Below are 13,267 nucleotides of genomic sequence, written 5' to 3'. Positions count from 1 at the left end.
CAGCCATGGCAGAGACTTCCGCGCCGCGCATTGTCTACGTCAACGGGGCTTTCCTCCCCATCGAGACCGCTTCCATCCCGGTCATGGACCGCGGCTTCCTTTTCGGCGACGGCATCTATGAGGTGACGGCGGTCCTCGATGGGCACCTGATCGACAACGAGCCGCATCTGGCGCGGCTCGAGCGCTCGCTCGGCGAGATCGACATTCCCAATCCGCATTCGCGCGAGGCGTGGACGGAGATCCAGCAGGCGCTCGTCGCCCGCAACAATCTCTCGGAGGGCCTCATCTATCTCGAGGTCACGCGCGGCGTTGCCGAGCGTGACTTCCTCTCTCCCGCCGGCCTCACGCCGACGGTGGTGATGTTCACCCAGGCAAAGTCCGTGCGCACCAGTGCAGCGCTGGCGAAGGGTGCCGCCGTCATCACCGTGCCCGACCTGCGCTGGGCCCGGCGCGACATCAAGTCGACCTCTCTCCTTGCCCAGGTGCTCGCCAAGCGCGCGGCGGCTGCCGCGGGCGTCAACGAGGCCTGGATGGTCGAGGACGGGACGGTCACGGAGGGGGCCTCCTCCACCGCCTTCATCGTCACCAAGGCCGGTGAGATCGTCTCGCGCCCCCTGTCCCACGCCGTGCTGCCGGGCGTGACCCGCCGTGCCGTGCTGCGTCTCGTCGCAGAAAAGGGCCTGACCTTCGTCGAACGTCCCTTCACCGTGGAGGAGGCGCTCGCGGCTGAGGAGGCGTTCTTCACCAGCGCTTCCAGCCTTGTCATGCCGGTCACGTCCATCGACGGCCGGCCGATCGGCGGCGGCAGCCCGGGGCCGCTCACCCGCGAGCTGCGCCAGCTCTACATCGAGGCCGCGCTCGAGGGCCGGTGACCGGCCCCGCTCTCGCCCGGTCTCAAGGCCGGGCGAATTCTTCCGTCACCTCGAACACCTCTGCATGGGACGCGACATGGAAGCGTCCCTCCGCCGTCACCCAGCCACGGAACATGCCGTCCGTGTTGTAGGGTGCCGTGACGGAGCCATCGGCCGCGACCGCGACGAGGCCGGCGCCGATGCCGTAGGGCGCGAGGTCCTCGTGGATGACCTTGGCCGCCGCAGCCGTGAGGCTTTCGCCGAGATAGGCCATGCGGCTCGCCACCTCGTGGCCGACCGCGTGGCGGATGAAATACTCCCCCTTGCCCGTGCCCGAGACGGCGCAGATGCCGTCGCGCGCATAGGTGCCGGCGCCGATGATGGGTGAATCGCCGACGCGCCCGACGGGCTTGTTGGTATAGCCGCCGGTCGAGGTCGCCGCGGCGAGCCGACCGGCGCCGTCGCATGCCACTGCGCCGACCGTGCCGCGCTTCTCCGCCTCGCTCGCCAGTCGCGTGGTACCGGCCGCGGCGCGGGCCTTCATCCGGGCGAGCGCCTCGAGGCGCCGCTCCGTGGTGAAATACGAGGGGTCGACGACGGCGAGGCCGGACTCGCGCGCAAAGGCGTCGGCGGCTCCGCCGGCTAGCATCACGGCCTCACCGCTCTCCAGGACGGCGCGCGCCGCTTTCACCGGATTACGGATGCGCCTGGCGGCGGCCACCGCCCCGGCGGCGAGCGTGCTGCCGTCCATGATGGCGGCGTCGAGCTCATGCTCGCCCGCCGCGTTGAGCGCCGCCCCGTGACCGGCATTGAAGTGGGGTGAGTCTTCCATCACCACCACCGCGGCCTCGACCGCATCGAGCGCGCTGCCGCCGCCCGTCAGGACCGCCCAGCCCGCCTGCAGAGATCGCGCAAGATCGGCGCGCGCGGCCATCCATTCGTCCTCGCTCAGGTCGAGCTTCGCCATGACGCCACAGCCGCCATGGATGGCAAGCGCGATCGGCCTCATCAATGACCTCGCTGATAGATGGTTCAGATAAGGGCCGGCAGCGAGCGCCGGCCGCGATTCGTGATCGCAACCCTATCCTGTCGCGCGCCGATGTTCACGGCCGAGACCTGTTCATCGGCGCTGTACCGGCGTTCTTGCGCGCAGCTTACCCGGGTTATGCGTCAGCGGTACGAACCTTCGTCCGACGCCCTCGAACGTTGCCGCTGTCGTCCGCCAGCGCGAGGACGTAGCGACCATAGTCGCTCTTGCCGAGGGCCTCGCCGAGAGCGCGCAGCTGGGCGCGGTCTATATGACCCATAGCAAAGGCGATTTCCTCCGGACAGGCGATGCGGAAGCCCTGGCGCTTCTCGAGCGTCCGCACGAATTCGGCCGCTTCGACGAGGCTATCCGGCGTGCCGGTGTCGAGCCAGGCATAGCCGCGCCCCATGGGCAGGACAGACAGCTTGCCGCGCTCCAGATAGGCGCGGTTGACATCGGTGATCTCGAGTTCGCCCCGTGTCGAGGGCTTGAGATTGCGGGCAATGTCAACCACATCGGCGTCGTAGAAATAAAGGCCGGTCACCGCCCAGCTGGAGCGCGGCGTCACCGGCTTCTCCTCAATGGTGCGGGCCTGCCCGTCCTCGTCGAACTCCACGATGCCGTACCGCTGCGGATCCTTGACGTGGTAGGCGAAGACCGTTGCGCCCCCGGACAGGGCCTGTCGTCGTGCCTGCTGCAGAAGATCCGTCAGGCCATGGCCGAAGTAGAGATTGTCGCCGAGGATGAGGGCGGAGGGGCCGCCCGCCACGAAATCGGCCGCGATGTGATAGGCCTGCGCCAGCCCTTCGGGACGTGGCTGCTCGGCATAGGTCAGGGCAAGGCCCCACTGCTCGCCGGTGCCGAGCAGCTGTCGGAAACGCGGCAGGTCGGCCGGCGTCGAGATGACCATGATCTCGCGGATGCCGGCGAGCATCAGCGTCGTCAGCGGGTAATAGATCATCGGCTTGTCGTAGACCGGCAGCAACTGCTTGGAGACGACATGCGTCATCGGATGCAACCGCGTGCCGCTGCCGCCAGCGAGAATGATGCCCTTCATGCCCTTCTCCATTTCCCTTCTTCGGCGGCAAGGCAGCGCGCCACGACCCCGGCGAGCGAGACGCGCCAGGGCGGCAGCGCAACGCCGTGCACCGCCGCGATCCGGCTACAGTCGAGCCGCGTGTCCGGCGCGCGGGCCGCGGGCGTCGGATAATCGGCCGTGCCGATGCGCTCGACTCGGGCGGATGGGCCGCCGCGCATCGCGCTTTCGGCAAAGACGGCCTCGGCGAGGTCGGCCCAGGTCGCTTCCCCCGATGCACTCATGTGGAAGAGGCCGCGCAGGGCCACCTCGCCCGGCCGCGCCACGAGGTTGCGCGCCACCGCGATGATGCCGTCGGCGATGGCAAGGGCGGAGGTCGGGGTGCCGCGTTGATCCGCCACGACGCGCACGACGTCGCGGTTTTCCGCGAGCGTCAGCATGGTGCGGACGAAATTGCGGCCAACGGGGCTGTACACCCAGGCGACCCGCAGGATCGCATGGTCCGGCGCGGCTGCGGCGACCGCGGCTTCGCCGGCGAGTTTCGAGCGGCCGTAGACGTTCACTGGGGAAGGCGCGTCCTCCTCCCGGTGCGGCCGGCCGATATGCCCGTCGAAGACGTAGTCCGTCGACAGATGCACCACCGGCACGCCGAGCCGCGCCGCCGCCGCCGCGACCGCGCCGGCGCCCGCTTCGTTGACGGCATGGGCGAGCTCCGGCTCGCTCTCGGCCTTGTCGACGGCCGTATAGGCGGCCGCATTGACGATGACCTGCGGCGCCGCGGCCGCGAGGGCCGGCAGGATCGTTGCGGGCGCCATCAGGTCGAGCGCCGGCCGGCCGAGGGGAACGACCTCGACGCCGAGGGCGCGGCCGCGCTCCACGAGCGCCCGCGCCACCTGGCCCTCGCGGCCCGTGACGGCGATGCGCAGCGGCTGCGCGCTCACGAAAAATACTCCGGCAGCTCGGCGAGGCGCGGATGGGTGCGGTCCTTGCCGGACAGGATGGCCGCCGCGCGTGCCACCGGCCAGTCGATCGCGAGATCGGGGTCGTCGAAGGCGAGGCCGTGGTCGTGCTCGGGCGCGTAATAGGCGGTGACCTTGTAGATCACCTCGGTGTCCGGCTCGAGCGTGCAGAAGCCGTGCGCGAAGCCGACCGGCACGAGGAGCTGGCGCCCGTTTTCGGCCGACAGCTCCACCGCCACGTGGCGGCCGTAGGTGGGCGAAGACCGGCGGATGTCGACCGCGACGTCGAGGATGCGGCCGCGCACGACGCGCACGAGCTTGTCCTGCGCGAAGGGCGGGCTCTGGAAGTGCAGCCCGCGCACGGTCCCGGCGGGACCGGAGAGCGAGTGGTTGTCCTGCACGAAATCGAGATCGATGCCAGCCTCGGCGAAGCGGCGGCGGTTCCAGGTCTCCGTGAAGAAGCCCCGCTCGTCGCCGAAGCGCCGGGTGGTGATGATCTTCACCGCCGGAATGGCGGTGTCCTCGATGGTCAGCATGGCTCCTCGATCCGTTATTGCTCTCAGGCGCCCGTGCCCAGCCGCTCGCCGCGATAGATCCCGTCGCGCACGCGCTGCCACCAGTCGCGGTTGTCGAGATACCAGCGCACCGTCTTGGCGAGGCCGCTCTCGAAGCTCTCGGCCGGCCGCCAGCCGAGCTCGGCGGCGATCCGCCCCGCATCGATGGCATAGCGCCGGTCGTGGCCCGGCCGGTCGGCCACGAAAGTGATCAGCGTTTCGCGCGGGCCGATGGTCGGATCGGGCGCCATCTCGTCGAGCAGCGCGCAGATGGCGCGCACAACTTCGATGTTGCTGCGCTCGTTGTGGCCGCCGATGCAATAGGTGGCGCCGACAGCTCCCTCTTGCACCGAGATGAGCAAGGCCCGCGCGTGGTCGTCGACATAGAGCCAGTCGCGTACATTGTCGCCCGTGCCGTAGACCGGCAGCGGCCGCCCTTCGAGTCCGTTGAGGATCATCAACGGGATGAGCTTTTCGGGGAAATGGTAGGGCCCGTAGTTGTTGGAACAGTTCGTCACCACGACGGGCAGGCCGTAGGTGTGGTGGAAAGCGCGCACGAAATGGTCGCTCGCCGCCTTCGAGGCAGAATAGGGCGAGCGCGGGTCGTAGGGGCTTGCCTCGGTGAAGTAGCCCTCCGGTCCCAGCGAGCCGAAGACCTCGTCCGTCGAGATGTGATGGAAACGGAAATCCCGGCGACGCCCCTCCGGCAGGGTGCGCCAGTGGGCGAGCGCCGCCTCCAGCAAGGTGGTCGTGCCGACGACGTTGGTCGTCACGAAGGCAGCCGGCCCGTCGATGGAGCGGTCGACATGGCTTTCGGCGGCGAGATGCATGACCACATCGGGCGAGAAATCCGCCATCGCCGTGCCCACGGCCGCGCGGTCGCAGATGTCGGCCTTGAGAAAGTGGAAGCGGTTGCTGCCCGCCACGGGCGCGAGCGAATCGGGATTGCCGGCGTACGTCAGCTTGTCGAGCACAAGGACCTCGTGCTCGGTTTCCGCTATGAGACGCCGCACGACTGCCGAGCCGATGAACCCTGCGCCGCCGGTGACCAGAAAGCGTCGTGCCATGGCTCCTCCCGAACGGCCTGTGCGCTGTTGAAACGAGCGTTCCGCATGGCTCAAGCAATGGCGTCAGATTGCGCATGGAGCCGGTGGAAGTCCTTTCCTCCTGCGCAATGCGGGCGGCTTTTTTGGCATCTCGCCGGCATGCGGGCAAGCCCTTGGTGGAAAGCCGGTCAGCCCGTCACTTCCCAGTGCCGGCGCATATCACGCGACAGGTTTGGGTTATAGAACGGATCAGCATCGAGCGCTGTCGCCCAGCGGCGGCGCATCTCGGCCACGTCCTTGAGGAACTGGCCCGTGCGCTCGGGCGAATCGTGCGGGCCGAAGGTCAGCGATTCATGATGGTAGAGTTCAGCCTGCGGCGTCCACAGGATGCGCTGGCCCGCCCGGCGGATGCGCAGGCACAGGTCAACGTCGTTGAAGGCGCAGGGTAGCGCTTCGTCGAAGCCGCCGAGCGCCTCGAAGAGGCGCCGCGGCATCACCATCGCCGCGGCGGTGACGCAGGATAGGTCCTGGTCGAGCGCCGCCCGGCCGAAATAGCCCGGGCTGCCGCGCCGCACGTGCCGGTGGGCATGATCCGCCACGCCACCGATGCCGAGGATGACGCCAGCATGCTGGATCGTATCGTCAGGATAGTAGAGCATCGCCCCGACCGCCCCTACCCCCGGCAGTCGGGCGCGCAGCACCATCTCCTCCAGCCAGTCGGGCGTGATCGGTGTCACGTCGTCGTTGAGGAAGCAGAGATAATCTCCCCGCGCTTGGCGCGCAGCGTGGTTGTTGACCCAGGAATAGTTGAAGGGTGCCCGCTCGTAGGTGACCACGCGCAGCCGCCTTTGCCCGCCCAGGGCGGCGAGGTAGGCCGCAGCCTCGGGCCGGGCGGCATCACCCGTTCCCACGGCAAGGATCACCTCGAAATGCGGATAGGTGGAGCCGGCGAGTAGCGCATCGAGCGAGCGGCGGGCGACCTCGCCGAGGCGGCTCGGCACGATGATGGAGACAAGCGGCCAATCCGCGAGCCGGGCATAGCGCACGCGGTAGAAGCCGCCGACGCCGGGCTCGACTTCAGCCGCGATGCCCTGCCGAGCGAGGTGCTCGAGGATCGCTCGGCGCCCGGCCTGCCAGGCATAGGGCTTGACCGCGGGCGACGACGCGGTCGACTGCGGCAGGGCGCGCCAATGATAGAGCACGCGCGGCACGTGGCGGATGCGCGCCGGCTCCGTCAGCTCGGCGCAGCGCAGCGCGAGGTCGTGGTCCTGGGAGCCTTCGAAGCCCTCACGCAGCCCGCCCGACGCGGCGACAAGCGAGCGGCGGAAGACGCCGAGATGCGAGAAGGCGTTCTGGCCGAGCATCAAGGACGGGTTCCAGTCGCCCTTGAAGTGGGGATCGAAGCGCCGGCCCTTCGCATTGATCTTGTCCTCGTCGGAAAAGATCATGTCGACGTCCGGATGTGCGACGATTTCGCGCGCGATCCAGTAGAGTGCGTCCGGTGGCAGTTCGTCGTCGGCATCGAGGAGCGCGACGAACTCGCCGCTCGCCAGGGCAAGAGCCGAGTTGGTGTTGGCGCTGATGTGGCCTCGTTCGGCGCGCAGATGAAGCTTGATACGCCCGTCCTCCGCGGCCGCCGCCGTGAGCATGGCGCGCACGTCGGCGCGCGTCGAGGCATCGTCGGACAGGCACAACTCCCAATGGGGATAGAGCTGGGCACGGATCGATCCGATTGCGGCGCCGAGCCAGCACGGGTCCGTCTCGTACACCGGCATCAGCACGGAAATGAGCGGCGGGTTGGTCATGGCGGCGACGTCCGCCGCGATGCGCGCCCGCTCCTGCGGCCCCGGGTACTGGCGCGCCACCCAGGCGGCATAGCGGGCGTCCGGTCCCCGCCGCCGCGCGACCAGGGCATCGAGCCGGCGCTTGGCCTTGACTGCCAGGGGAAACGATTTCGCCGCCCGGCGCAGCCGGTCGATGAGGCGCCAGCGGCCGGACGGTGGAGGAAATAGCAGCAAGCTCCGCTCCGCGATTGTCACCGGCCGAGCCGGAGGACGGAGGCCCCTCGGCCGAATCACCGCATCCGTACCCTCATCACCTGCGGCCGAATTACGCTGCGCCGCTGCAGCGGGCAAGGCGCGACCCGAATCAAAGCCTGCCGTGGAACGCCGCAGACCGAATCGGGTGCGGCCGCTAGTGCCTTCGGTTTCGCACTTTTCCGCCGCTCGCGCCGACACGCCGCAGCGCGACAGCCATTCGCTCGTGCTGCCGATGGACAGTCGGAGCGATTGGTTTATTCCTGTTCCGAATGCACCCGCGGTCGGGGTCAGCAGAAACGATGCCAAGCACTGTGCATGAGTCCGTGACCGTGGTCATCCCACTGTTCAACGGCGCGGCCCATATAGAGGAGGCTCTGGCGGGCGTTTGCGCGCAAAGCGCTGCGCCGCAGGAGGTCGTCGTCGTCGATGACGGCTCGACCGACGACGGCCCGGACCGGGTCCTGCGCTTTGTCGGCCGTCTGCCGCTGCGTCTCCTGCGCAGGCCGAACGGCGGGCAATCCGCGGCCCGCAATATCGGCGTTGCCGAAGCTCGCAGCGACTGGATCGCCTTCCTCGACCAGGATGACGTGTGGTGCCCGCAGCATCTTGCCAATCTCAAGGCAGCTGTGGACGGCGGCACGGACCGGACCGGCTGGGCCTACAGCGACGTTGCCGTCGTCGATGCGGGCGGGCGCCTGCTCGAGCCGTCCCTCCTGCGTGGCCGGCCGGGACGGCATCCCAAACGAAGCCTCGATGAATGCCTTGCGCAGGATATGTTCGTGCTTCCGTCGGCGGCCCTCGTCTCCCGTCACGCCTTCACGGCGGTCGGCGGCTTCGACGAGCGTCTCAGCGGCTATGAGGATGACGACCTCTTCCTGCGTCTGATGTGCGCCGGTTTCCACAACATCCATGTGGACGTGCCCACGGTGCTGCGACGCAGGCACGAAGGGGCGGCCTCGCATGCGGTCAGGATGGAACGGTCGCTGATGATCTACGCGCGCAAGCTCCTTGCCGGCTTCCCGGACCGACCGGAGGAGCAACGGTTTCCGTCACGCGACCTAATCGCCCCGCGCTTCTGCTGGACCCTGCTGGCCCGCTGGGCAATGGCAGAGCGGGCCGGCAATCGGGAAGCGGCTGCGCTCGCCCGGGCCGGCCTGCGCGAACTCCTGTCCCATCTGCGGCCCAATCGCCGCCGCATCGGCGCGGCCATTCTCCATATCGCCTCGCTGCCTGTCGTCGGCGGTGCATGCCTGCGCGCAGCCCACGGCCTGCGCCAGCATGCGCGGCGTACGTCACGGCCCATGCTTGGCGCCGCGAAGGCCAGACGCTTGAGCCCTCCGTGGCAAGAGCGCCAAGCCGTCTGCCGTGGCCTCGACGTTGATCCGACCAACCAAGCTCTCCCACCTTCCCATCCTCGTGCGACAGAATGGCCCTGACACCGAGTAGAACGGACTGGCGGCGTGCCGTGGACGACCTTCTGGCGGGGTTCGGTGCCTGGCAGATGTGGCTGCTGCTCGGCCTCAATGACATCAGGCAGCGTTACAAGCGCTCCCGTTTCGGACAGTTCTGGATTACGCTAAGCACCGGCATCTTCGTGGCGGGAATCGGCATCGTATACGCGTATCTGTTCAATCATCCGGTCGACGAATACATACCTTATCTGTCTGTGAACATTGTCTTCTGGACGTTGGTTGCAGGTATCCTGACCGACAGCACGACGGTCTTCACGCAAGCCGGACACTATCTCGGACAGCAGGCTCTTCCGAAAACCGCCTTTGTGATGCGTGTCCTCGTGCGCCAGCTTCTCGTGCTGGCGCACAACGTAGTTATCATCGTGCTGGTCTATCTGGCGTTTGGGGTGGCGCTTCCCGCTACCGCCGCCTTCGTCCTGCCGGCGCTGGTTGTCCTGCTGCTTGCGGCCTTCCTCGCTGCGATCACGATCGGTCTCCTGTGCACGCGATTTCGCGATCTGCCACAGATCATCCAGAGTCTTCTGCAGGTTGCTTTCTTTCTGACGCCCATCATGTGGCGCGTCGAGCAGCTTGGCGACAAGGCCCATTACATTGTCGGCTACAACCCCTTTGCCATTTTCCTGATGCTCGTCGTAGAGCCGCTTCACGGCAAATGGCCGAGCTGGGATCTCTATGGCCGGGCCTTCGTCATTATCGCCATCATGGCGCTGGTCGCGGCCCCGCTTTTTGCACGCTTTCGCGCGCGCATCGTCTACTGGTTGTGAAGGAGGCGGCAATGCCCTCCATCAAGCTGCGCGACGCCTCCGTTGCCTTCCCCATCTACAACTCGCGCAGCAGGTCGCTTCGCAGCAGTCTTCTCGCCCGTGTCGGCGGCACGGTCCAGGCGGACGACGATGGTGCCGTCACCGTGCGCGCGCTGCAGAACATCACTCTCGACCTCGCTCCGGGTGACCGGCTTGCTCTCGTCGGCCACAATGGCGCTGGCAAATCGACACTCTTGCGCGTCTTCTCGGGCGCTTACGAGCCGTCCACCGGCGCTGCCGAGATCAAGGGCCGCGTATCGTCCCTGCTCGACATGACGATGGGCATGGATATGGAACTGACCGGGGCAGACAACGTGGTGCTGCGCGGTGTCTTCCTGGGCATGTCGATCGCCGAGGCGCGCAGTCGGATTCCGGAAGTCGAAGAGTTTTCCGAACTTGGCGGCTTCATGCATCTGCCGATGCGCACCTATTCGAGCGGCATGCGCCTGCGCCTCGCCTTCGCCATCTCCACGGCCCGTGTACCGGACATACTGCTGATGGACGAGTTCATTAGCGTCGGCGATCAGACATTTGCCCGCAAGGCGCGGGAGCGCCTCGAGCACATGATCGACAACGCGCGCATCATGGTTCTCGCCTCGCATTCCGCGCAAATGATACGGCAATACTGCAATCGGGCGATCCTTCTCCAAGGAGGGTGCGTCGCTCGCGAAGGCGCCGTGGACGAAATACTGGCCGCGTATCAGCAAGGGCAGCAGCCGTAACGACAATCAGCTTGCGAGTGCGGCGTCTCGCCGGGCGGATGAGCACTCGGCCTTTCGCGGCGGCGGCAACCACCTCGATGAGCGCTCCGGCGCCGAGGTCGGCGATGCCGATGGTTGCGCGGGCGGGCAGGGCGTTGCGAGATGGCCGCCGCCGATCAGCACCGTGCCGTTGCCGAACTGCTTGAAGGAGAGCTTGCGCCCCGCGCCGATCACGACCGGTGCGATGAGGGCGGCACGCGCGAGGCGATCATCAGCATCGGCGCCACGGCTTCGACCGGCAAGGGCTCGCCGGGCCTGCGGCGATGTCCCCGCCCGGCCGTCAGAGCTTCATCGCCCGCAGGCGGATGGCGTTGCCGATGACGCTCACGGACGAAAGCGCCATGGCCGCCGCCGCGATGACCGGCGAGAGCAGGATGCCGAGGAAGGGATAAAGGACGCCCGCGGCAACCGGCACGCCAAGGGCATTGTAGATGAAGGCGAAGAAGAGGTTCTGCCGGATGTTGCCCATGGTGGCGCGCGACAGGTGCCGCGCCGCAACGATCCCGGTGAGGTCGCCCTTGAGCAGGGTCACGTCGGCGCTCTCCATGGCCACGTCGGTGCCGGTTCCCATGGCGATGCCGATGTCCGCCGTCGCAAGCGCCGGGGCATCGTTCACGCCGTCGCCGGCCATGGCGACGGTGCGCCCGGCGCTCTTGTAGCGCTCCACCACGGCACTCTTCCCGTTCGGCAGCACCTCGGCCTCGACCTCCTCGATGCCGAGCCGGCGCGCGACGGCCCGGGCGGTCGTCCAGTTGTCGCCCGTGAGCATCACCACGCGGATGCCCTCGGCGGCGAGGCCGGCGAGCGCCTGCGGCGTCGAGGCCCTGACGGGGTCGGCGATGGCGATGGCGCCGGCGATACGGCCGTCGATGCCGACGAAGATGGCCGTGGCGCCGTCCTGCCGAAGGTCGTCCCCCTGCTGCTCGAGCGGCGCGGCATCGATGCCGTGCTCGGCGAGGAAGGCCTTGTTGCCGAGCACGACATGGTGGCCGTCGGCCGTGCCGAGCGCACCCTTGCCGGTCGGCGAGTCGAAGTCGGCAACCGGAGCCGTCGCGATGCCGCGTCGCTCGGCCGCCTCGACGATGGCCACGGCGAGCGGATGCTCGCTCGCTCGCTCGACGCTGGCCGATAGGCGCAGCACCTCGTCCTCGGTGAAATCGGGTGCCGGCACGACCGCCGTGACGGCGGGCTTGCCTTCGGTCAGCGTGCCCGTCTTGTCGACCACGATCGTGTCGACCTTCTCCATGCGCTCCAGGGCTTCGGCGTTCTTGATCAACACACCTGCCTGGGCGCCCCGCCCGATGCCGACCATGATCGACATGGGGGTGGCGAGGCCGAGCGCGCAGGGGCAGGCGATGATGAGCACCGAAACGGCGGCGACGAGGCCGAAGGCGAGGCGTGGTTCGGGCCCCCAGACGCCCCAGGCCGCGAAGGCGAGGAGCGCCACAACGATCACCGCCGGCACGAAATAGCTCGAGACCTCGTCGGCCAGCCGCTGGATGGGCGCGCGGCTGCGCTGCGCCTCGGCCACGAGTTGGACGATCTGCGACAACATGGTGTCGCGACCAACCTTCCGCGCTTCGATCACGAGCGCGCCGGACCGGTTCATCGTGCCGCCGATGACCTTGGTGCCGACCTCCTTGGTCACGGGCATCGACTCGCCGGTGACCATGGACTCGTCGACGGAACTGCGCCCTTCGACGACCTCGCCGTCGACCGGCACCTTCTCCCCCGGGCGCACCCGGAGACGGTCGCCCGCCACGATGGCATCGAGCTGGACCTCCTCCTCTGTTCCGTCCGGTCCGATCCGGCGGGCCGTCCTTGGCGCGAGATCGAGCAGGGCGCGGATCGCCCCGCTGGTGTTCTCGCGCGCCTTGAGCTCGAGCACTTGTCCGAGGAGGACGAGGACGGTGATCACGGCGGCGGCCTCGAAGTAGACGGCGACCGACCCGTCTCCCTCGCGGAAGGCGGTGGGGAAGATGCCGGGGGCGAGCGTCGCGATAAGGCTGTAGAGCCAGGCGATGCCGGTGCCCATGGCGATGAGCGTGAACATGTTGAGGCTGCGGTTCACGAGCGAGTGCCAGCCGCGTACGAAGAACGGCCAGCCGGCCCACAGCACGACCGGCGTCGCGAGGAGCAATTGGACCCAATTGGACTGCTGCTGGCCGAGATAGTGGCCGAGGCCCGTCAGGTGGCCGCCCATCTCCAGAGCAACGATCGGCAGGGACAGGGCCAGGCCGATCCAGAACCGGCGGCTCATGTCGACGAGTTCGTGGCTGTGGCCACCGTCCCCTTCGGCCACGACCGGCTCCAGGGCCATGCCGCAGATCGGGCACGATCCCGGCCCCGCCTGACGGATCTGCGGATGCATCGGGCAGGTGTAGATCGCCTGCTTGCCGGGGGTGCCCCCGGCCTTTTGCTCCGCCGCCGGCCCGGCGTATCGCGCCGGCTCCGCCTCGAATTTCGAGCGGCACCCGGATGAGCAGAAATAATAGGTGCGGCCGGCATGCTGCGCCCGATGTGGCGTGGTGTGCGGGTCCACTATCATTCCGCAGACCGGATCCTTCACCGTCCCGGCCTCGCCCGCAGGTCCGTCACGATGGTGGTGCCCCGCGTGGGCACCAAGCGCGCGATCGTCGGCGTGGCCGTCAGGACCACCGTGCGGATGTCTCATGCCGACCCTCTGCCTTGGCGTGGAGACCAAAGCATCGCCCCTTCC

The 13,267-nt window shown here is 68.1% G+C and carries 11 protein-coding genes and 1 pseudogene; 4 read left to right on the top strand and 8 right to left on the bottom strand.

The genetic code is table 11. From position 1 onward, the window contains the following. Nucleotides 1–5 precede the first annotated feature (5 nt). Nucleotides 6–872 carry a D-amino-acid transaminase gene (locus BOQ54_RS15685; RefSeq protein ID WP_055460428.1) on the top strand — a complete coding sequence of 289 codons (867 nt, stop codon included), beginning with the start codon at nt 6–8 and terminating at the stop codon, nt 870–872. Nucleotides 873–894: 22 nt separating this feature from the next. On the opposite strand, the gene BOQ54_RS15680 is transcribed toward BOQ54_RS15685, so the two are convergent. From BOQ54_RS15680 to BOQ54_RS15655, 6 genes are all read right to left on the bottom strand, one after another. Next, nucleotides 895–1,860 (bottom strand): isoaspartyl peptidase/L-asparaginase family protein, encoded by a 966-nt coding sequence (locus tag BOQ54_RS15680; protein WP_071924252.1) that lies wholly within the window; start codon nt 1,858–1,860, stop codon nt 895–897. Between the two features lie 154 nt (nt 1,861–2,014). Further along, nucleotides 2,015–2,935, bottom strand: coding sequence for a glucose-1-phosphate thymidylyltransferase RfbA (rfbA, locus tag BOQ54_RS15675; protein ID WP_055460510.1), 921 nt, complete (start codon nt 2,933–2,935; stop codon nt 2,015–2,017). Beyond that, nucleotides 2,932–3,840 (bottom strand): dTDP-4-dehydrorhamnose reductase, encoded by a 909-nt coding sequence (gene rfbD, locus BOQ54_RS15670; RefSeq protein ID WP_071924543.1) that lies wholly within the window; start codon nt 3,838–3,840, stop codon nt 2,932–2,934. Before rfbD ends, rfbA begins: the two co-directional genes overlap by 4 nt. 11 nt (nt 3,841–3,851) lie before the next feature. Next, complete coding sequence (gene rfbC / locus BOQ54_RS15665) at nt 3,852–4,409, bottom strand: dTDP-4-dehydrorhamnose 3,5-epimerase (RefSeq protein ID WP_071924251.1); 558 nt, start codon at nt 4,407–4,409, stop codon at nt 3,852–3,854. Nucleotides 4,410–4,432: 23 nt separating this feature from the next. After that, nucleotides 4,433–5,494 (bottom strand): dTDP-glucose 4,6-dehydratase, encoded by a 1,062-nt coding sequence (gene rfbB, locus BOQ54_RS15660; RefSeq protein ID WP_071924250.1) that lies wholly within the window; start codon nt 5,492–5,494, stop codon nt 4,433–4,435. Nucleotides 5,495–5,661: 167 nt separating this feature from the next. After that, nucleotides 5,662–7,491, bottom strand: coding sequence for a glycosyltransferase family 2 protein (locus BOQ54_RS15655; RefSeq protein ID WP_083586003.1), 1,830 nt, complete (start codon nt 7,489–7,491; stop codon nt 5,662–5,664). 344 nt (nt 7,492–7,835) lie between these two features. On the opposite strand from BOQ54_RS15655, the gene BOQ54_RS15650 reads away from it, so the two are divergent. From BOQ54_RS15650 to BOQ54_RS15640, 3 genes are read left to right on the top strand one after another with little or no spacing between them, the layout of a single operon-like run. After that, nucleotides 7,836–8,948, top strand: coding sequence for a glycosyltransferase family 2 protein (locus tag BOQ54_RS15650; protein WP_186437999.1), 1,113 nt, complete (start codon nt 7,836–7,838; stop codon nt 8,946–8,948). Between the two features lie 29 nt (nt 8,949–8,977). After that, the gene (locus BOQ54_RS15645) at nt 8,978–9,748 is read left to right on the top strand and encodes an ABC transporter permease (RefSeq protein WP_055460434.1); all 771 of its coding nucleotides are present in this window, start codon (nt 8,978–8,980) and stop codon (nt 9,746–9,748) included. 11 nt (nt 9,749–9,759) lie between these two features. Then, nucleotides 9,760–10,509: an ABC transporter ATP-binding protein gene (locus tag BOQ54_RS15640; protein ID WP_055460435.1), complete on the top strand. Its 750-nt coding sequence runs from the start codon at nt 9,760–9,762 to the stop codon at nt 10,507–10,509. Between the two features lie 129 nt (nt 10,510–10,638). Here the strand turns inward: BOQ54_RS15640 and BOQ54_RS20300 are convergent. Together BOQ54_RS20300 and BOQ54_RS15635 are read right to left on the bottom strand one after the other, a co-directional pair. Further along, nucleotides 10,639–10,799, bottom strand: a pseudogene (locus BOQ54_RS20300) (FAD-dependent oxidoreductase); the annotation flags it as partial. A gap of 29 nt (nt 10,800–10,828) precedes the next feature. Next, on the bottom strand, nt 10,829–13,222 hold the full coding sequence (locus tag BOQ54_RS15635; protein WP_071924247.1) for a heavy metal translocating P-type ATPase: 2,394 nt from the start codon (nt 13,220–13,222) through the stop codon (nt 10,829–10,831). Nucleotides 13,223–13,267 lie beyond the last annotated feature (45 nt).

Origin of the sequence: Chelatococcus daeguensis, from assembly GCF_001887265.1 — a bacterium.
GTDB lineage: Bacteria > Pseudomonadota > Alphaproteobacteria > Rhizobiales > Beijerinckiaceae > Chelatococcus_A > Chelatococcus_A sambhunathii.
The sequence above is the reverse complement of the archived record's forward strand: the minus strand, read 5'-3'. Positions and strand labels throughout refer to the sequence as shown.